Source organism: Pseudomonas sp. UBA6699 (assembly GCF_002454615.1).
GTDB lineage: Bacteria > Pseudomonadota > Gammaproteobacteria > Pseudomonadales > Pseudomonadaceae > Aquipseudomonas > Aquipseudomonas juntendi.
This window is the reverse complement of record NZ_DKJF01000058.1, coordinates 20,266-35,702: the sequence shown is the minus strand read 5'-3', so window position 1 is coordinate 35,702 and position 15,437 is coordinate 20,266. Positions and strand designations below refer to the sequence as shown.

The following is a 15,437-nucleotide window of genomic DNA, read 5'->3' as shown; positions in this document are numbered from 1 at the left end:
GCGGGGGCAGGTGGTCTGGAAGCGAAAAGCCATGAACTCTCCACCCACCCCTCCCCTAGAATCGGGGAAGTGACGTGCTACAACCAGATGAAGCACGCCATTGACGTGCATCAACCGATCTGGCCGGCGGCCTCCTCGGCTGCCTTCACCACATCGTGACAATGCCGGCACAGGGTCTGCCAGTTGCTTCGGCTCCAGAACAGCTTCATGTCGCCCCTGTGCGGGACGATGTGGTCGACGACAGTACCTGCGGTCACCCGCCCCTCACGCTGGCAGTACACGCACAGCGGGTTGGCCTGGAGCCATTCGGCCCGCGCCACTTGCCACTTGTACCCATAGCCACGCTGTGCAGCTGTACCCTTCGCCGTTCGCCATGACTCCGGGTTGACCGTCGCCAGCCTTGATGGCTGCGCCTGCATCGGTGGCTTGAGGGACGTGAGCCTGGCCATCAGCGGCCACCGTGAACGGGCGTGCCATCCAGGTAGGCCAATGGCACGGCGTCAGGATCTACATCGTCACCGTCAGCCAGCGCTTCGATCAGCGCCAGGTTCTGGGTCGCGATCTGTTCGAGCAGGCTTGTCTGCTTCTGCTGCTGGTCCAGGATCTGCTGGAGTAAAGAGATTGCTTGCTCGTTCACGGGCCACCTTCATCCACTTGTTGATCCATTCGCGCCGGGCGGCGCATCCACTACAGGCCATTGCTCACCTCCTGTACCAGGTCAGCTGGTAGCACCGCGCATCGGCGGGTATCTCGGCGATGGGCCAGCGCAAGCAGCCCATGTACTTTCGCTCTGGCCGGGTGCGGCTCACACGCAGCGTCTGCACCAAATAGGCAGATCCGGCAGCAGTGGTTATGAAATCACTGACTGCAATGCCGTCGGCACCGTCGACATACAGCCTGCATGGTGTATAGGGTTGCTTGGCCATGTTCGATAAGCTCTCTCGCGCAATGAAATCGGCGCATCCGCGGGGACGTCGGAACGACCTTCCGCCCGGATGGTCGTAGCGGAAAGATCTGGAGAAACCGTGATGAAAGAAATCGAAGAGCTTATAGACAGGTGCGTTTTGTTAACCGAGAAGCTTGAAGGCCTACTGGAGGAGCATCCCGTGGCGTCCGGATCAGTTGTTTATCAAACTGCCGTTCGTGTCCTCACCATGCAGGTTAATCAGCTTCAGCAAGATGTAATTACCAAGGCAGCGCGCGGAGTCATCCACGAAAGGGATCAGCTTCAACCGGTCTTCGGTCGAGTGCTTCACTAATCTGGCGGAACGCATGATCAGCGTGCTCGCGCCACGAAACGGCGCATGTCTGATTTGTGGCGCGGCTACTGCGATACCCGGTTCAGCGCCTCATCAGCCTTGTCGGCTGCCTGGGTCGCAGTAGTGGCTGCCTTCGACGCCTTGGTCGCGGCGCTCTCGGCCTTTCTGGTCAGCTCGTCCAGACGCTTGTCACATTCAGCCATTGCGGCGTCGTAGGCCTTCCGGATCTCGTCGACCTGGTGCGACTGAGTGCTGGCCATCGACCAATAAGCAGACTGCCAACCCAGAACTGCACCGCCTGCAATGAGCACCACAGCGATGACCCACACCTCTGCCCGTCGCCACCAGCGTCGAGCGATGAATTCCAAAGCGCATTTGTCCATCAGGCTGTACCTCCAAGCTGTGCACGCAGCCTGGAGATCTCTGCGCTCTGCGTGGTCACCTTCTCAGTGAGCTGGCCCACCTGACACGTGAGCGCTTCAATCTTTCCTTCCATCCGTCCAACTGCTGCTGCCAACTCGTTGCGCTCCTTGGCGAACTGATCGGCGCGGGCCTCGGCCAGCTTTCGGGCCTCTCGCTCGGAATCGAGCAGTTCATTAAGCCGGCGGACAGTGCCGATATCGGCATTGTCCATAGCGCGATCAGCAGCGTCCTTGGACAGGAAGCGGCGCACCCATAGCAATGCGCCCGTGACAACGATGCCACTACCGCCCAGCCAGGTGGCTGTGCCTGGGCCCAGGTCGGTCGGGTCCATTTGCTTGCTCCGTACGTGAGAATTGTGCTCCGGCGTTAAACCGGCCGGATGCTTGCCCCCGGAATCCCTAGGGGTTAAAAGGAATGTTGGCCGATCTGGCTTCGCTAGAAGGAACTAGTAAATGCCCGTCAGTAACATCTATGTGGTCGCTTATCACCTCCATGGAGAAGCTCGCGAATTCATCGTCCGCGCCGAGAGGATGGATAACGCTGAGGCCTGGCACTGGGCTGCCTGCGAAGCCGGCGTTGGAGTCATCCCTAAGTTCACTGCTTCGGATATCAGAAAAGTCTCTCGGCCTGCTGCTGAGCGCTTCGGCATAACTGACGTCCAATGGCGGAGGTCCGGCAACCTATGAAATACCGCATCGACTACAACCTCAAAGGCCATACCAGATTCTGGATATGCGATTGGTCTAGCACGCCGAACGAAGACAATGTGCTGACCGCTCTCCTCCGTCTGCATGCCCCCGCTGACCCCTTGTCTGAGGCGCGCGCGCCGTGCCGCTTATCACATGATGATCTCCGCATTGCGGTCGCAGATTTGGGTATCTCGGATGTACGCATTGAGGGGGATGATTAGCTATGCCGGGGCACCCAGGCCGACGCTGGCAAGTACGCCGGTCACTGCGAGGGCGCCGGTACTTGGCTCGGCCATAGGTGGTGCTCCAGAAACAAAATGACCCGTCGAACTGGCGAGCCCTTGGATACGTGAAAAGATGGCCCCGTGCTATCGTCGAGTTTCCACACAAGACGTTTCACGGAGCGAAAAACGATGAAGGTAACCCTCAAGTGCGCCAAGTGCGGCAGTGACAAGTTCGAGGTTCCGGCTAGGCCGAACAACAACTCGAAGGTCACCTGCGGCAAGTGCGGCGCTGTCGAGACTTACGGAAAGCTCATGAAGGCTGTGGGTGACAAGGTCACGAAAGACCTGGAGCGGCAGCTCGGGAAACTGTTCAAGTGACTTGAGCGTTTCGCCCAGAGGGCGCAGGAAGTCAGCGGCGCCCTCAACCTCAACGTCGAGCTGTAGCTTTTCCATACAGCCTCCAGATACGAAAAAGCCCCGGCAGATACCGAGGCTTGGAATGGGTGCGGAGGGCCGGTGCTTACCCGGCTTGGTGGCCTGGATCGCTGGGTCACATACCCCAGACTCTCATCGCGTAGCCGATCAGGGAGCGCACGGCTTTGATCGAGGCCACTACCGACTTAGCCCAGCTGCCTGAGCGTGTCATCCGCATAAAAAAGCCCGCACAGGGCGGGCAAAGAGGGATCGTGCTTTTTTAAATCTGGTGGCTGTAGAACAGCGAGTACGACTCGATACCGTCGTTGGGCTGCTTAATGCCAGCGTTGGAGTAGTGAATCGCTCGGATGCCAACCTTCTGCGTCTCGCCGATCTTCAAGCCCGCACCGATGCGGTCTTCGAAGTTGAAGGCCGAACCAAAGTCCTGGTCACCTGCGGAGGTACCAGAGAAGACCGCCAGGCCGATGCCAGCCTCAACGAATGGCTTCACGTTACCGTTGCCGAACTCGTAAACGAAAACTGGCGCAAAGGACAGCGAGTGAGCCCCACCTGAAGCATCGCCTGCTTCCCAGTAGGTGTAGCCAGCATCCCAATAACCGGTGAGACGGCCAGTACTGGATTCAAACCAGCTTTTGTCCCAGTTAAAGCCAATGCCGACGCGCGCTGTAAGACCACCTTGGCCTGTCGCGCCAAGCGCTCCGGATAACTCAGCCGCCCCGGCGGACGCAGCGAAAAGGGAAAGCGCCACAACGGCGAGAACGTTTTTCATACTCACGGTCTTCCATATTATTGAGTAGCAACCTATCAGAATCATAGCGCTATCAAATCGTTCCCTCATACAAGAAAAATGCTTTTTCTGGAGGGCTACCTGAATCGAAGCCCCTCAAAAACACAAAACCCCGACACGATGGCCGGGGTTTGTCTGTGTCGCGTAACGTTGCAAGCTGGACACGCTGCTATGAAAACACGTGTTTATCCGCCCGCATAGAACTTTTTATGCAGCCTCTCGAAATTCTTCAAGGGCGCAGTCGATCCATGCAACGCCAGCCTTGATGATCTCCCGGGCCTTGCGCTCAGACATGCCCGCCTCCCGGCCGACCCTCATTGCCGGATGCTTGTAACCGTAGTAGGCCCACACGAAGTCACCCATTTGCTGGATACGCTTCACCAACCTGGCCACGGCGCCGTCCACCACCAGGGCCAGATCGTCCGTTATCACATGCTGTCGTGCGCCGCCCACAGATGGGACGTTGTCCCGCATGAGCGCGTAGAGCGGCGACACATAGCGCGGCACTCCCATCTCACACATACGCCAGAACCCCCACTGCTCGAGCAAGTACTCGGTATCGCCCAGCGCCTTGTCCACGTAGGTTCGTTTCTTCATGCAGCCCTCCGGGGCGTTGGGTCGGTATCCAGGCCGAACAGCTCGCACAGGAGCTGGTGGGCCGCTTTGCTCTTCGCGCCGCCCTGGATGATCCAAGCCTTGGCATATTGCTCAAAGCCCTGCACGGCTCTCGATCCGTGCCAGTCAGCCACGATGTCCATCAGGGCGGCCGACCCCATGCGTCCATTGGGCTTGTCCAGCATCATGCGGTTGCCCTTCTTCAGGAACTCTCGCTCTACGGGGGTCAGATTCTTGCGCGGCATGACCGCGATAGCGTCACTCATGGCCAACTCCTGGGTTGAATTCTTGATCGTGCATCCTCCCTTGGGATGGATGCTGTGAGGTGCTGCAACCCGCGCCGGTAGTGGCGCCAACGGCTACAGGCCCGGTTTTCTGTCCCGGCAATGTCTCGGTGTGAATGGTGGCGAATCCCTGCCCGTCGAGGTGCTTGTGCCAGGCCTCCAGCGCTTGGCGTTTCAGCCCTTCGGCCGTGGTATGGATGTAGGTGGCGTCGAGGTCTTTCATGGCGTGGTTCAGCAGCAGCTCGCCCACCATGTAGTCCACCCCGAGGTCGGTCCATGCCGTGCGGGCCACCTTGCGCAGGTCGTGGCTCGACCACTCGCCCTTGGCCAGATCAGTGAACAAGGTGTTGGCCTTGCTCGGACTCAGCGGTGCCCCGTGGCTGCCCGGGAACAGCAGCAGGCCGGTGTAACCCTGGGCAGCCTGCAAGCGCTGGTACCGGCGCAGCAGTGCGCAGGCCTGGGTGGTCAGCGGCAGCGTGTGCTCGGCCTTGGTCTTGGTGTCCACAGCCGGGATGAACCAGCGCCCCGCCTCGAGGTTGACGTTGCGCCAGCGCGCCAGCCGGGTCTCACCCAGACGGGAGCCGTGGCACAGCATCATCAGGGCCAGCATGCAGCCCGCCGGCTCCACGTCGAAGCGCTCGGCCACCACAACCAGCAGGCCTGGCACGTCATCGCCACGCAGGCGCGCTGGCCGTGGCCTGATCCGCGTCCGCACGAAGTCGGTGAACTTCAGCGAGGCCATGGGGTTGGCTGGCAGCATGTCCAGGCGCAGGGCTTGGCGGAACGCCACCGACAGCACCCCATACACCGAACGCACGAAGGACAGTGCATAGCGCTCCTGCATCGGCCACATCAGGCGCTGGTCGATCGCCTGCTTGTTGGTCTCGGCCAGCGGCAGGTCACCCAGTCGCGGCACCAGGTGGCGATCAAGCGCCGACTTGGCGCTGGCCTTGCGCTTGGCCGACAGGCCCCGGTCACGGTTCATCCGGTCGCGGTACCAGGCCAGCACATCGCCCACCGTAGCCCAGTTGGTGGTCGTCGACTTGGCGTCGGCATCGGCAGCCCGGCGCGCCAGGATGGCCGGCAGCGTGGCCAGCATGGTCTTGGTGTTGATCCCCGGGTAATCGCCAGCCTTGCCCCAGCGCCCGCGCACCACGACGTGCCAAGCACCACGGGAGCGGTCCACGGTCGAGAACCGAAAGCGCAGTTCCCGGTGACGGGTATCGCGCAGCTGGAAGACTTCGCCGGCGGCGTGCCGGCGGATCTCCGCGTCACTGAGGGTCACGGTGAGGGTCTTGGTGTCACTCATGCCTCCCTCCTCGGCCACAGGTTCAGCCCTTTCTGATCGCCGGCGTCGTAGCAGGCACGGGCCTTGGCGTGGCGGTTATTCCAGCTCTCCACGGCAATCCGCATCACATCCACCACCTGCAGGTCATACAGATGCTCGAAGTTGCCCAGGGTCAGAGTGTCGATGTTCGGTCCTTGGGCGCCGCAGTCATGGCACCAGACGTGCGCCGAGATGATCGGGAACTCGTCGGCCGGGTCGAAGCGGTTATCCTGGGCAATCTCGGTACCGGCCTCGTCGCGGGCAGTGATGCACGGCGGGCCTTCGCAGAACGGACAGGGCACCATCTTGATTGGCTCGATCATTGGCCTCCCCCCTTGTAGCGCTGGGCATAGCTGCCGCGACCGGCCTCAACCTCGTCGTCGCTGGGCAGCGAGCCGGAGAAGTTGGCAAATCGCCCATACTGGCCTTCCTGCTGCACGATGCAGCTGCCCACACGCGCGTGACGGCACTTGGTCATCAGGATTTCGGTGAGGCCGTTCTGGCCCTCTTCCGTGTCCATGTCACGGTGCACCATCAGGATGCAGCTGGCGTCAGCCTCGATCTCGCCGGAGTCACGCAAGTCGCTGGACTGGGGCTTCTTGCCGGGGCGCTTGGTCGAGTCGCGGTTCAGCTGGGCCAGCTCAATAACCGGGATACCCATTTCCTTGGCCAGCTGGAGCAGGGCCTTGCTGATCTTGCCCACCTCCTCAGTGCGAGAACGGCCGCCGCGCTCAAGGCGAACCAGAGTCAGGTAATCGACAACGATCCCGGCCAGGCCATGCTCGCGCTGGCACTGCCGTGCTGTGGCGCGAATGGTGGCCGGGGTCTGCACTGGGTCGTCGCAGACAAAGAGAGGGGCATCCAGCGCCTGGGCCACCGCTCCGCCCATGCGCGCCCAATCGTCATCGCCCATCTTGGCGGGGTTATCCAGCTTATGCAGCGCAACCCCACCCAGCGAAGCGATGGCGCGAAGCCCCAGTTCTTCACCCGGCATTTCGATGGAGAACACCAACCACGGCTTCCGCACCTTGACGGCGTTGTGCTGGGCGATCTGCAGGGCCAGGGTGGTTTTGCCGCTACCCGGCAGCCCAGCGATCACGGTTACTTTCTTCGGGCGGATGCCCTGGACCAGCTCATCCAGATCTCCCAGGCCAGTGGCCGGCCAAGCCGGGGCATTGCCGTTCAGCTTGTCATCCACCATCTGGGCCGCGTCACCCATCCAAGCGTCCAGGCGCTTGTAGCCCTTGGTTTCGCCGTCGAGATCTCGAAGGTCAGCCATAGCCTGCTGGGCTGCAGCGATGACCTCGCCCGTGGGGACGCCAGCCTGCACCATCTCTTGTGCCCCGCCAGCCACGTCCAGAATGCGGCGGATCACGCCCCACTCCTTGACGTGCTTGGCGTAGGCCTTCCAGTTGGCCAGTGAAGGAACCTTGCTGGCCAGTTCAGCGGCATAGGCCATTACGTTGTCGCCACCCGGGAGCAGGCGCTGAACCGCACCCAAGGTCACCGGGTCGATGGGCATAGCTTGATCGCGGCACTCCAGCATGGCCTCGAACAAGGCCGCATTGTCGGCGTGGTAGAAGTCGGCCGAGGTCATCTGGCCAAGCATGTCCTCGACCAGGCCTGCGTCCTGCTGCAGCGAAGCATGAATGACCGCGCCAAGCACACCGTGCTCGGCCTCGTCGCTGTAGAGTGCCCTCATGCCGCCGCCCTCATCGACGACCAAGTGAAACCAACCTGCTGACCACCGTTCTGCCGCAAGCGGTCGAGGGCACGATCACCAATGTAGGACTTGAGGCCCTCGGCATTCAGGTTGCTGATCACCACGGTCGGCAGTACCGCCTGGTAACGGCGGTCGATGATGCTGTGCAGCAAGCCCAGCTCGTACTCGCTGCCCTTCTGGGCGCCGACCTCGTCGATCACCAGTAGATCCAGGCTGCCAAGGTGGACCGCTACATCGCGGTCGGTGTAGCCCGAGCCGGGCACCATCGAGGCGCGGGCGATACTCACGATGTCCCCGGCCGGGATGATCAGCGCACGGCATTGATCGGCCGCCACCGTGCGGACGATAGCGCTGGCCAGGTGAGTCTTACCGCAACCGACGTTGCCGGTCAGCAGCAGGGACCGGCCCGCCCGGAAGTTGGCCGGGAACTGCTCGGCATAAGCCTGGCACTTGGCCAGAGCCCTGTGCTGCGGCTCCGTCTCGGCGCGGTAGCTGTCGAAGGTGGCGCCAGCAAAGCGCGGGGTGATCCCGGCAGCGATCAGCGCTTCGCTGGCTTTCTCGACCTTGTGCTGGGCAGTGGCCAGGGCGCGTTCTGCCGAGTCGCGGGGGCTGGTATGCAAGGCCTCCCAAGCGCAGCGCTTGCAGCCACGCGCCAGCATCGAGCCGTCCAGCTGCTCGACTTCGCTCATATCGACGCGGCCATGCACCGGGCACTCGCCGGAGATGATGCGTTTGGCCGGGGCGCGGTGGAACAGATCAGAAATTTGGGCGGCCATCGTGGCTCTCCTGGTACATGTCATCGGTGTGATGCGGGAGGTTGTTGAAGGCACCACCTTGAGCAGTCGCGCCGGCGGGCTGCAGAACGTCGTGCCAGCGCTCGCCGTTGAGCCAGGTCGAGGCCATTGGGATGTACTGGCCGTTGTCCTTGGTCCAATCACGCGACACGCAGTGCTGGGCTAGAGCTGTGATCATCACGGCCTGAAGCTCAGCTTCCGGGCTGAGCTTGTTCCATGCCTTCAGTGCGTCTTTGCGGCTCTTCTTTTTCGGGTACAACTTCCAGAACTGCTCGAACCCGTCTGCCACCGAAGTGCACATAGGTTTAGGTTCCTTGACTGGTTCAGAAAGGTGACTGGTTCTGGGGGCAGCTGCCGCCCCACCCCCTGGGTTTTCTGCCGCCCCAGGTGGGTTTTCTGCCGCCCTACCCCATAGGGCATCTGCCGCCCCACCCCAAAGGTTCAAGTGGAAGACGTTGGACTGGTTCAACTCACCGTTGCGTCGGAACTCCCGGCGCACCAGGCCAGCTTTCTCCAGCTCGCGGATGTGTGTTTTCACGGTCGAGCGCGCGATCTCGCATTGATCGGCGATGTGCTGATACGACGGCCAGCACTCGCCTTGATCGCTGGCGTTGTCCGCCAGTTTGATCAGTACCAGCTTGCGCAGCGGGTTGCCGACCTTGGTCTTCATGGCCTTGACCATCAATTCCATGCTCATGGGTCAAATCTCCAACTCAGCGGTAATCCGCTGGACAAACTGGTCGTAGGGTTCAGCTATGGCGATTCCCTGCTCTTCCAAAGCGGCTCGATGTGCTTTGGCTGTGCTGTAAACCACCCACCGTTCGCGTTCAGTCAAATGTCGAGCCCCGGCGTAGCTGGGCCATGGACACATCACCACAGACTTGGCAGGGTCTGGCTCAGTCGCTGAGGCCAGCCCGTCCTGATCGATTGCGAGCCGTTCAAGGAACGCCTGATTCACCTGTTCCCGGAGCTCAAGGGCCGGGAATTCGGTTAGTCGCCGAACCAGAACCCGCAAAGCCCACTGAGCCATGAGCACTTCAAACTTGGCTTCGCGTAGGGAGTCTTCCTCTGCCTCATCCGAGAAGAAGATTTCCTCAGCCAAGTCGCAGTGGGTCCAGGCCCGGTACGCGAGCTGATCGTTGGTCAATGGTTCGAAGTACGCCTCATTGATCACCACCGGATCAGTTGGCTTCCGCCCAAACATCTGGATCACGTTGTCGGTCATTGCGGCAACCTCGGGTTGATCTTGAATCGCCCCTGCGGGATCTCCGGGTGGGTTGCACGCTCGGAAGTGACGTACGCGCATTGCTCTACGAACTGGTCAAATCGGCGCGTGATCGCCGGCTTGGGCCAGATCGCGAACGGCTGGCCCCCTTCTTCGGAATGACGACTGCGCACCATGGCAAACGGCAGCGGGGCCCCTGACACCTCACGCATCACCGCGTTGACCACCCAGGCTGGAAGGCCATGGCGATTGTTGATGCGTTCGCGAATCGTGGTGATGGTCTCGAAGCCGCTGGGCACGGAGTCGAGATAACGGACCTGCTCCAGCCGGCTGGTGCGGTCCTCCACCTGAGCCAGAGCCTGCTGCTGCTCCGCCTGCTTCCGCTCAATCGCCACCAGGTGGTTTGCACTGGCAGCGATCAGCTCGGCCTGGGTCATGGGCCGGGGCGCAGACCCTTCCATCTCTTTGAGTTTTTCAGTGACGCGACGCCGGACAGATTTTGACTCGCGCATTCCAACCAGAAGGCATTGGTCGCGAGTCAGGTCGTAACAGTCCATCAGCGCCCCGCTTTGGGGGTGTGCAATTTTTCTGCATACCCCCAGTTCACCTTCAAGCTCGTCCTCGATCTTGGCTATTAGCTGATCGTTGCGGATCTTCGGCTCGCCAGCCTGCTCACGAGCATCGTTGATCAGATCGCGCAGCTGCGTGCTGGGCATGGTGCTGTCAGTTGAGATGGACAGATTCATTCAGCACCTCCCACATGCTTTGCGTCATGGAAGGCGGCTGCGTTGCGGTGCGGGTACAGGAAATTTCGAGTGTCGAAGACGACACGCTCAAACAGACGCTCAAGCTCGCCAGTTACAGGATTATCGAAGCCCCCGAGTGAAGGCACGACATGCGCCCAGTACAGAGCTTTGATCAACTTGAATGACTCGCGGGCTTCGTTGAAGCGTGCGATTTCGGCGGCGGTGAGGGTTACGTCCTGGACGATCTCGCCGGCAACTGAGATCGGCATCAGTTGGGTGCGCACGGTTAGCATGCATCACCTCCCGCTCCACGGACTGGAGAGGTAGATTTCTGGGGCGCGCGCCCTTCGAGGTCGATAATCGACAACCCGGTACCACCGTAGTTGTTGAGGTGACCTTCAAAGCCGAGCAATTTGTGATTGGTAGCCTGGCAATCACCGACCCAACGGTCGTAATCCACATGGCGTCCGACCTCCTGATCCGCCACCCAGCCCGGCAACTGGCCGTGGAGGCGCATCTCTGAAAGGTAGGTCCACCAACGACTGGCATGGTTTCGCTCGGCAATCAGCAATCCGACGACGACTGCGCGCTGGTCTTGGGTGAAGATCGCGGCAAGACCGCCGTCAAGCTGGCAAACACCAGTTAAAGCTGGCGGATGTTGATTTGGAGTTTCGTCGGTGGTATTTTTTGGGTGCATGAAATCGTCTCCAAGTGACGAAGATTCAAGAAGGTCCCCTGCAAGGGACTGGTTAAAGGCCCGCCTGCGAAGCGGGCTTTTTGTTGCCTGGTAAAAAGTCAGCCAGACAGCAAAAACAGGGATGGGCAGACCCTCATCGCTGGACCGCCCGGATACTGGATGGTTGAACAGCCACTTCAGTTGACTCTGCAAGACCGAAGATCGAGGACATAATTAGCTCAAGGTCGGCACGCGGTCTGTCTACGGCGCCGCTGCAAGGGAACGACTTGAGCTCGAACGCCTCAAGGCGTCCGCCAGCTCGCGAACGAACTAGAATTTGTCGGCCACTCCTGATGGCTTTGCTGATAGCAGCTTGGCTAGTGCCAAGTTTCTTTGCGGCTTCTTCCTGGCCATGCTGACCAACGAAATCCGCCAACTGAACTGGTGTCATGGACTCACCTGAGAACGGCTTACTGCACAAAAGATAACCGCCGGTAGTAGAAATGTCCACACTTGTAGTTTTTGACCTGCATAACCATCGGTTCTAGGATGAACGCATGAAAAAACGAGCCCTTACCCCAGAACAAGCCGAAGAGTGCGCCAAGCTCAAAGAGACGTTTCTCTCTCGGAGAAACCGAAAGGTCACCCAGGGAGCAATAGCGACCGAGCTTGAGATCAGCCAAGCAGCGGTTAGCCATTACCTGAACGGATACAATCCTCTTAACGCTCGCACGGCCGCAGTCTTTGCAAAGATGCTTGAGGTGCCGGTATCCCATTTCAGCCCTCGCCTAGCGAAGGAAATTGCGTACACCACCGAGGCAGCTCGTATCGGTGAAGTCGCATCTGCGGAAGACAGCAATATCAAACTCACTGCTCAGCCATCCATGTCTTATCGTTACCCAGTAATCAGCTGGGTAGCAGCTGGCGACTGGGCCGAGGCCGTTGAACCTTTCCCGCCCGGCTTCGCAGACAGGTATGAGGTTTCGGATTACGAAGCCAAAGGCGCTGCGTTCTGGCTCGAGGTCAAAGGTGACTCAATGACTGCGCCGAGCGGTGTCAGCATTCCAGAGGGTATGATGATTCTGGTGGACACTGATGCTGACGCCAGCTCGGGGAAGCTCGTAGTTGCAAAGCTAACCGACAGCAATGAAGCGACTTTCAAGAAGCTGATCGAAGACGCCGGCCGCAGATTCCTGAAGCCTCTCAACCCCGATTACCCGATGCTCCAGGTGAATGGAAATTGCAAGATCATTGGCGTCGTGGTTCGAGCCATGCTGAGGCTCTGACAGCATTTCCCATAAGTAAATGGCCCGCAAAAGCGGGCTTTTTATTGGCCTCAGAAAAAATTATAACCATTGGTATTGACCAACAAATATAACCGCTAGTATCTTCTGCTCATTGCCACCACGCATGGAGCAGCCGACATGACTACGAACACCATCACCTTGTCTGGATTTACAGGATTACTAGGCTGCGGAGCAGCTCCGCGTGAGCTGGAGTGCCTGTTAGCCATCGCTGGCGGCGCTTCGGGCAAAGAAGCTGCTCGGGCATTGGGCATCAGCGAGGATGGCGTCAAGAAGCGCCTGATCGCCCTCGGCACGAAATGGGGTGTCACCCGTCGCGCCGCGCTGGTGGCTGAGGCATTCAAGCGTGGCGTCATCAGTCCGGCCGTAACCGCACTGGTGCTGATCATGGCCATCCACGGCATGATCGGAGACGACCAGGCAATGCGTGTTCGTCGTGGCGGCAACAGCGGCGAACGGAAGATAGAAACCCGTATAGCAACCCGGCGCGCTGAGTGCGCCTTGGCGGTGGCGTGACGCTACCCGCCTGACCCAACCCCGATTTTGCGAAAGCCAACAAACGCGGCAGGCCACCGGCTTGCCTGAAGAAAGCTCCACAACCCAAGAGGAAAGACCCATGTTCGGTATTGGAAAGAAACTGTTCGGCGCCAAGCGCGCAGTCAAGAAACTGGAAAGCCGTGACTTGATGCAAGCCATCGTCGGCGGCTGCCTACTGGTCGCGGCGGCTGACGGCGAGATCAGCAAGAACGAGGCGGCTCAGATCGACATTCAGATCCGGGCAAACAAGAACCTGGAGCACTTCGGCCAAGAGATCACCACCACCGTGAACCTCTTCACCGAACAACTGCAGGCCGGGTTCCGCCTGGGGCGCATGAACATCATGCGCGAGATCGCGGACATCAAGAACAACCCTCTCGATGCGGAGGAGGTGTTCGTGAACATGATCACCGTTGCCGAGGGCGACGGAAACATCAGCCCCGAAGAACTCAAGGTCCTGGCCGAAGTTGGTGTGCAGCTGGGCTTGCGCCCCAAAGACTTCGGTATCGAGGCTTGAAGCGCAAGCATATAGGTCTGGGCGCGGTTGTAGGACTTGCCCTGTGCGCGCTCGCAATCGCCGCTGTTGTGAACTAGGGGTCGTGCCAATGGTACGGCTACCAGACCGAACGGCACACCAAGTTCGCGCCCTACGTCGGCTGCATGGTGAAAACCACCGGCGGCTGGGTACCACGCAACGAGCTGCGCACAACGCAATGAATGGAGGGGCGGCAATCGTCGCCCTCCCCCACAAGGAGTTCTGATTATGTTGATCCTCACCCGCCGCGTAGGCGAAACCATCCGCATCAACAACGATATCGCTGTCACCATTCTCGGCGTAAAAGGTATGCAAACCCGCGTCGGGGTCGGAGCCCCGGCCGGTGTATCCGTGCATCGACAGGAAATCTTCGAGCGCATTCTCGCCCAGGGCGATCATCTCCCCTCCACCTCTCAAAGCTCAGAGGCTGCGCCGGTCGATCCTCGCGACCTGTTCATTGCCGCAAATCCGATCGGCGCCAGCGAGACCGAACTGGAAAAAGGTCCGGTGAGCGGCTTCGTCGACGACCGCACCCACGGTGACTATTTGATTTTCTTGGCCGGCTTCCGGGCCGCCACCGGAGGTGAGCATGTCGGCGCCTGAGCGTATCACCCTGGTGCTGCGCGCCAGCGAAGCGGCGCCACTCACGAGCATCCTGCCGTTCACCAAGCTGGGTGATCTGGTCTCAGCTGGCCGAGGGCTGGCGGTAATCGCCGGCGCAAGCGAGGGGGACCTGCAGGCCAAGCTGGAAGAGCGTGATACCCAGCTGCAGGAAGCCGACACACTGCTGCGGGAAGCAATCGCCTACATCAACGACGACCTAGTCAACGTCGAGTATCGCGACATGCTTCTCGCCCGGATCGACAAGCTCCTTGATCGTGACCAGGCGCAGCATACGGAAAAGCCACGGGAGCAGGATCCATGAGCCAGGCCGGCCTGCTCCTGCTGCTGTGGGATGCCCTGCAGCACCGTCAAACCACCTTTGGCCAAGTGCTCGACCTGTCCACCGCTTGTGGCCTGGACGGTCGCCGGGTGCTGGCCGACCATTTTCGGAGGCTGCCATGATCAAGCACCGAGCAATCAACCCGGCTGCCCTCCCCGCCATCGGCCAGCCTCTGGGCGGTGGCTTCTACGCCGGGCGCCTGTTCTTCGCCGGAGCCGAGCACGCGGTCATCGACTCCGGGCGCGGGTTCGAGAGCCAGGCACAGTGGCAGGACCAGTCAGGCCCAAGAATCACCGTTAAGGGCGCCCAGTGCCGCCACGACGGTTACGCCAACACCCTGGCCATGGCCGAATCCGGCAGCGCAATCGCCCGCAAGGTCCTGGGCATGACCATCCGTGGCCAGCGGGGCTGGCACCTGCCGAGCATCGAGCAACTGCAGGTCATGCGGGCCAACCTGCTGCAACTGGAAGACTGGGGCCGGTACTGGACCATGCAACGTGAAGGCGGGCCAACGCAGGCCTTTACTAAGGCGGAATACTGGTCCAGCACGCAGAACGCCTCCGGCAGCTCCTGGTGCCTGCACATGCTCCCTTGGTGCGTGCCGGCTACCAACTGGGCAACCAAGTGCAAGGGCATTCGCCCGGTGCGCACACTGCTGATCAGCCAGGATGCTTTTGTGCACGCGCCGTCGACAGACACGCCACTCACCGAGGCTGATCTGCGCGGCCTGGCCAACCAGCAGGCAGTAGCCACCGTGCTCGAGCGGTTCGTGAACGAGGACACCGGCAAATTCTACGGACGCACGGACGCATTGGTGGCTGAGCTGGCGGCACTGGCAACGGCTGTCGTGACAGATCGGCGTGACAACCAGAACCTGGCGCGTCAGGTGGAGTAGATCAATGCGCTACATG

At 60.6% G+C, this 15,437-nt stretch carries 27 protein-coding genes and 1 pseudogene; 10 read left to right on the top strand and 18 right to left on the bottom strand.

Annotation, left to right across the window (positions count from 1 at the left end; genetic code table 11):
* Nucleotides 1–110 precede the first annotated feature (110 nt).
* From B3361_RS11370 to B3361_RS11360, 3 genes are all read right to left on the bottom strand, one after another.
* Nucleotides 111–449: an HNH endonuclease gene (locus tag B3361_RS11370; RefSeq protein WP_009685291.1), complete on the bottom strand. Its 339-nt coding sequence runs from the start codon at nucleotides 447–449 to the stop codon at nucleotides 111–113.
* Entirely contained in the window at nucleotides 449–637 is a 189-nt protein-coding gene (locus tag B3361_RS11365; RefSeq protein WP_009685290.1) for a hypothetical protein, read from the bottom strand. The genes B3361_RS11370 and B3361_RS11365 overlap by 1 nt, the downstream gene beginning before the upstream one ends.
* 64 nt (nucleotides 638–701) lie before the next feature.
* Nucleotides 702–926 (bottom strand): hypothetical protein, encoded by a 225-nt coding sequence (locus tag B3361_RS11360; RefSeq protein ID WP_009685289.1) that lies wholly within the window; start codon nucleotides 924–926, stop codon nucleotides 702–704.
* 102 nt (nucleotides 927–1,028) lie between these two features.
* On the opposite strand from B3361_RS11360, the gene B3361_RS11355 reads away from it, so the two are divergent.
* Nucleotides 1,029–1,259 (top strand): hypothetical protein, encoded by a 231-nt coding sequence (locus B3361_RS11355; RefSeq protein ID WP_009685288.1) that lies wholly within the window; start codon nucleotides 1,029–1,031, stop codon nucleotides 1,257–1,259.
* Between the two features lie 65 nt (nucleotides 1,260–1,324).
* Here B3361_RS11355 and B3361_RS11350 read toward each other — a convergent pair whose 3' ends face one another.
* Together B3361_RS11350 and B3361_RS11345 are read right to left on the bottom strand one after the other, a co-directional pair.
* On the bottom strand, nucleotides 1,325–1,642 hold the full coding sequence (locus B3361_RS11350; RefSeq protein WP_009685287.1) for a hypothetical protein: 318 nt from the start codon (nucleotides 1,640–1,642) through the stop codon (nucleotides 1,325–1,327).
* On the bottom strand, nucleotides 1,642–2,013 hold the full coding sequence (locus tag B3361_RS11345; RefSeq protein ID WP_009685286.1) for a chemotaxis protein: 372 nt from the start codon (nucleotides 2,011–2,013) through the stop codon (nucleotides 1,642–1,644). The genes B3361_RS11350 and B3361_RS11345 overlap by 1 nt, the downstream gene beginning before the upstream one ends.
* A gap of 121 nt (nucleotides 2,014–2,134) precedes the next feature.
* Here B3361_RS11345 and B3361_RS11340 point away from each other — a divergent pair, with 121 nt between their 5' ends.
* Together B3361_RS11340 and B3361_RS11335 are read left to right on the top strand one after the other, a co-directional pair.
* On the top strand, nucleotides 2,135–2,368 hold the full coding sequence (locus B3361_RS11340) for a DUF6555 family protein (protein ID WP_009685285.1): 234 nt from the start codon (nucleotides 2,135–2,137) through the stop codon (nucleotides 2,366–2,368).
* A gap of 416 nt (nucleotides 2,369–2,784) precedes the next feature.
* The gene (locus tag B3361_RS11335) at nucleotides 2,785–2,973 is read left to right on the top strand and encodes an ECs_2282 family putative zinc-binding protein (RefSeq protein ID WP_009685283.1); all 189 of its coding nucleotides are present in this window, start codon (nucleotides 2,785–2,787) and stop codon (nucleotides 2,971–2,973) included.
* A gap of 316 nt (nucleotides 2,974–3,289) precedes the next feature.
* Here the strand turns inward: B3361_RS11335 and B3361_RS11330 are convergent, their stop codons facing one another.
* The 13 genes from B3361_RS11330 to B3361_RS11270 all read right to left on the bottom strand — a co-directional run bounded on the left by B3361_RS11330 (nucleotide 3,290) and on the right by B3361_RS11270 (nucleotide 11,658).
* On the bottom strand, nucleotides 3,290–3,799 hold the full coding sequence (locus B3361_RS11330) for an acyloxyacyl hydrolase (protein ID WP_009685282.1): 510 nt from the start codon (nucleotides 3,797–3,799) through the stop codon (nucleotides 3,290–3,292).
* Nucleotides 3,800–4,024: 225 nt separating this feature from the next.
* Nucleotides 4,025–4,414 carry an antiterminator Q family protein gene (locus tag B3361_RS11325; RefSeq protein WP_286920224.1) on the bottom strand — a complete coding sequence of 130 codons (390 nt, stop codon included), beginning with the start codon at nucleotides 4,412–4,414 and terminating at the stop codon, nucleotides 4,025–4,027.
* Complete coding sequence (locus tag B3361_RS11320; protein ID WP_009685280.1) at nucleotides 4,411–4,698, bottom strand: hypothetical protein; 288 nt, start codon at nucleotides 4,696–4,698, stop codon at nucleotides 4,411–4,413. Before B3361_RS11320 ends, B3361_RS11325 begins: the two co-directional genes overlap by 4 nt.
* Nucleotides 4,691–6,025, bottom strand: a complete 1,335-nt coding sequence (locus tag B3361_RS11315; RefSeq protein WP_009685279.1) for a tyrosine-type recombinase/integrase — start codon at nucleotides 6,023–6,025, stop codon at nucleotides 4,691–4,693. The genes B3361_RS11320 and B3361_RS11315 overlap by 8 nt, the downstream gene beginning before the upstream one ends.
* Nucleotides 6,022–6,366: a Lar family restriction alleviation protein gene (locus B3361_RS11310; protein ID WP_009685278.1), complete on the bottom strand. Its 345-nt coding sequence runs from the start codon at nucleotides 6,364–6,366 to the stop codon at nucleotides 6,022–6,024. Before B3361_RS11310 ends, B3361_RS11315 begins: the two co-directional genes overlap by 4 nt.
* Complete coding sequence (locus B3361_RS11305) at nucleotides 6,363–7,745, bottom strand: replicative DNA helicase (protein ID WP_009685277.1); 1,383 nt, start codon at nucleotides 7,743–7,745, stop codon at nucleotides 6,363–6,365. Before B3361_RS11305 ends, B3361_RS11310 begins: the two co-directional genes overlap by 4 nt.
* Nucleotides 7,742–8,542, bottom strand: coding sequence for an ATP-binding protein (locus tag B3361_RS11300; protein ID WP_047149534.1), 801 nt, complete (start codon nucleotides 8,540–8,542; stop codon nucleotides 7,742–7,744). Before B3361_RS11300 ends, B3361_RS11305 begins: the two co-directional genes overlap by 4 nt.
* Nucleotides 8,523–9,257 carry a helix-turn-helix domain-containing protein gene (locus B3361_RS11295; protein ID WP_009685274.1) on the bottom strand — a complete coding sequence of 245 codons (735 nt, stop codon included), beginning with the start codon at nucleotides 9,255–9,257 and terminating at the stop codon, nucleotides 8,523–8,525. The genes B3361_RS11300 and B3361_RS11295 overlap by 20 nt, the downstream gene beginning before the upstream one ends.
* Before the next feature lie 3 nt (nucleotides 9,258–9,260).
* Complete coding sequence (locus B3361_RS11290; protein WP_286920223.1) at nucleotides 9,261–9,785, bottom strand: hypothetical protein; 525 nt, start codon at nucleotides 9,783–9,785, stop codon at nucleotides 9,261–9,263.
* On the bottom strand, nucleotides 9,782–10,531 hold the full coding sequence (locus tag B3361_RS11285) for a hypothetical protein (RefSeq protein WP_009685272.1): 750 nt from the start codon (nucleotides 10,529–10,531) through the stop codon (nucleotides 9,782–9,784). Before B3361_RS11285 ends, B3361_RS11290 begins: the two co-directional genes overlap by 4 nt.
* Nucleotides 10,528–10,824, bottom strand: a complete 297-nt coding sequence (locus B3361_RS11280; RefSeq protein ID WP_009685271.1) for a hypothetical protein — start codon at nucleotides 10,822–10,824, stop codon at nucleotides 10,528–10,530. Before B3361_RS11280 ends, B3361_RS11285 begins: the two co-directional genes overlap by 4 nt.
* A complete protein-coding gene (locus B3361_RS11275; protein ID WP_157050325.1) occupies nucleotides 10,818–11,420 on the bottom strand; it encodes a hypothetical protein in 603 nt (200 codons plus the stop codon). Before B3361_RS11275 ends, B3361_RS11280 begins: the two co-directional genes overlap by 7 nt.
* The gene (locus tag B3361_RS11270; RefSeq protein WP_084728172.1) at nucleotides 11,362–11,658 is read right to left on the bottom strand and encodes a Cro/CI family transcriptional regulator; all 297 of its coding nucleotides are present in this window, start codon (nucleotides 11,656–11,658) and stop codon (nucleotides 11,362–11,364) included. Before B3361_RS11270 ends, B3361_RS11275 begins: the two co-directional genes overlap by 59 nt.
* Nucleotides 11,659–11,764: 106 nt before the next feature.
* Here B3361_RS11270 and B3361_RS11265 point away from each other — a divergent pair, with 106 nt between their 5' ends.
* The 7 genes and pseudogenes from B3361_RS11265 (at nucleotide 11,765) to B3361_RS11235 (ending at nucleotide 15,421) form a co-directional block, all read left to right on the top strand.
* Entirely contained in the window at nucleotides 11,765–12,493 is a 729-nt protein-coding gene (locus B3361_RS11265; RefSeq protein ID WP_009685268.1) for a LexA family protein, read from the top strand.
* A gap of 138 nt (nucleotides 12,494–12,631) precedes the next feature.
* Nucleotides 12,632–13,027, top strand: a complete 396-nt coding sequence (locus B3361_RS11260; RefSeq protein WP_033690898.1) for a LuxR C-terminal-related transcriptional regulator — start codon at nucleotides 12,632–12,634, stop codon at nucleotides 13,025–13,027.
* A 100-nt stretch (nucleotides 13,028–13,127) separates the two neighbouring features.
* Nucleotides 13,128–13,565 (top strand): tellurite resistance TerB family protein, encoded by a 438-nt coding sequence (locus tag B3361_RS11255; RefSeq protein WP_009685266.1) that lies wholly within the window; start codon nucleotides 13,128–13,130, stop codon nucleotides 13,563–13,565.
* A gap of 246 nt (nucleotides 13,566–13,811) precedes the next feature.
* Nucleotides 13,812–13,991: pseudogene (gene csrA, locus B3361_RS11250) on the top strand (carbon storage regulator CsrA); the annotation flags it as partial.
* Nucleotides 13,992–14,172: 181 nt separating this feature from the next.
* Nucleotides 14,173–14,508, top strand: a complete 336-nt coding sequence (locus tag B3361_RS11245; protein WP_009685264.1) for a hypothetical protein — start codon at nucleotides 14,173–14,175, stop codon at nucleotides 14,506–14,508.
* Nucleotides 14,505–14,648, top strand: a complete 144-nt coding sequence (locus B3361_RS11240; RefSeq protein WP_009685263.1) for a hypothetical protein — start codon at nucleotides 14,505–14,507, stop codon at nucleotides 14,646–14,648. Before B3361_RS11245 ends, B3361_RS11240 begins: the two co-directional genes overlap by 4 nt.
* Nucleotides 14,645–15,421 (top strand): hypothetical protein, encoded by a 777-nt coding sequence (locus B3361_RS11235; RefSeq protein ID WP_009685262.1) that lies wholly within the window; start codon nucleotides 14,645–14,647, stop codon nucleotides 15,419–15,421. The genes B3361_RS11240 and B3361_RS11235 overlap by 4 nt, the downstream gene beginning before the upstream one ends.
* Nucleotides 15,422–15,437: the final 16 nt, after the last annotated feature.

What these genes read in the sequence shown, in the direction of transcription:
- B3361_RS11280 (WP_009685271.1), bottom strand. Translation starts at nt 10,824, where the DNA reads ATGCTAACCGTGCGCACCCAACTGATGCCGATCTCAGTTGCCGGCGAG.
- B3361_RS11335 (WP_009685283.1), top strand. Translation starts at nt 2,785, where the DNA reads ATGAAGGTAACCCTCAAGTGCGCCAAGTGCGGCAGTGACAAGTTCGAG.
- B3361_RS11305 (WP_009685277.1), bottom strand. Translation starts at nt 7,745, where the DNA reads ATGAGGGCACTCTACAGCGACGAGGCCGAGCACGGTGTGCTTGGCGCG.
- B3361_RS11340 (WP_009685285.1), top strand. Translation starts at nt 2,135, where the DNA reads ATGCCCGTCAGTAACATCTATGTGGTCGCTTATCACCTCCATGGAGAA.
- B3361_RS11270 (WP_084728172.1), bottom strand. Translation starts at nt 11,658, where the DNA reads ATGACACCAGTTCAGTTGGCGGATTTCGTTGGTCAGCATGGCCAGGAA.
- B3361_RS11370 (WP_009685291.1), bottom strand. Translation starts at nt 449, where the DNA reads ATGGCCAGGCTCACGTCCCTCAAGCCACCGATGCAGGCGCAGCCATCA.
- B3361_RS11255 (WP_009685266.1), top strand. Translation starts at nt 13,128, where the DNA reads ATGTTCGGTATTGGAAAGAAACTGTTCGGCGCCAAGCGCGCAGTCAAG.
- B3361_RS11260 (WP_033690898.1), top strand. Translation starts at nt 12,632, where the DNA reads ATGACTACGAACACCATCACCTTGTCTGGATTTACAGGATTACTAGGC.
- B3361_RS11310 (WP_009685278.1), bottom strand. Translation starts at nt 6,366, where the DNA reads ATGATCGAGCCAATCAAGATGGTGCCCTGTCCGTTCTGCGAAGGCCCG.
- B3361_RS11235 (WP_009685262.1), top strand. Translation starts at nt 14,645, where the DNA reads ATGATCAAGCACCGAGCAATCAACCCGGCTGCCCTCCCCGCCATCGGC.
- B3361_RS11360 (WP_009685289.1), bottom strand. Translation starts at nt 926, where the DNA reads ATGGCCAAGCAACCCTATACACCATGCAGGCTGTATGTCGACGGTGCC.
- B3361_RS11245 (WP_009685264.1), top strand. Translation starts at nt 14,173, where the DNA reads ATGTCGGCGCCTGAGCGTATCACCCTGGTGCTGCGCGCCAGCGAAGCG.
- B3361_RS11325 (WP_286920224.1), bottom strand. Translation starts at nt 4,414, where the DNA reads ATGAAGAAACGAACCTACGTGGACAAGGCGCTGGGCGATACCGAGTAC.
- B3361_RS11355 (WP_009685288.1), top strand. Translation starts at nt 1,029, where the DNA reads ATGAAAGAAATCGAAGAGCTTATAGACAGGTGCGTTTTGTTAACCGAG.
- B3361_RS11285 (WP_009685272.1), bottom strand. Translation starts at nt 10,531, where the DNA reads ATGAATCTGTCCATCTCAACTGACAGCACCATGCCCAGCACGCAGCTG.
- B3361_RS11265 (WP_009685268.1), top strand. Translation starts at nt 11,765, where the DNA reads ATGAAAAAACGAGCCCTTACCCCAGAACAAGCCGAAGAGTGCGCCAAG.
- B3361_RS11240 (WP_009685263.1), top strand. Translation starts at nt 14,505, where the DNA reads ATGAGCCAGGCCGGCCTGCTCCTGCTGCTGTGGGATGCCCTGCAGCAC.
- B3361_RS11330 (WP_009685282.1), bottom strand. Translation starts at nt 3,799, where the DNA reads ATGAAAAACGTTCTCGCCGTTGTGGCGCTTTCCCTTTTCGCTGCGTCC.
- B3361_RS11350 (WP_009685287.1), bottom strand. Translation starts at nt 1,642, where the DNA reads ATGGACAAATGCGCTTTGGAATTCATCGCTCGACGCTGGTGGCGACGG.
- B3361_RS11320 (WP_009685280.1), bottom strand. Translation starts at nt 4,698, where the DNA reads ATGAGTGACGCTATCGCGGTCATGCCGCGCAAGAATCTGACCCCCGTA.
- B3361_RS11300 (WP_047149534.1), bottom strand. Translation starts at nt 8,542, where the DNA reads ATGGCCGCCCAAATTTCTGATCTGTTCCACCGCGCCCCGGCCAAACGC.
- B3361_RS11295 (WP_009685274.1), bottom strand. Translation starts at nt 9,257, where the DNA reads ATGAGCATGGAATTGATGGTCAAGGCCATGAAGACCAAGGTCGGCAAC.
- B3361_RS11290 (WP_286920223.1), bottom strand. Translation starts at nt 9,785, where the DNA reads ATGACCGACAACGTGATCCAGATGTTTGGGCGGAAGCCAACTGATCCG.
- B3361_RS11315 (WP_009685279.1), bottom strand. Translation starts at nt 6,025, where the DNA reads ATGAGTGACACCAAGACCCTCACCGTGACCCTCAGTGACGCGGAGATC.
- B3361_RS11345 (WP_009685286.1), bottom strand. Translation starts at nt 2,013, where the DNA reads ATGGACCCGACCGACCTGGGCCCAGGCACAGCCACCTGGCTGGGCGGT.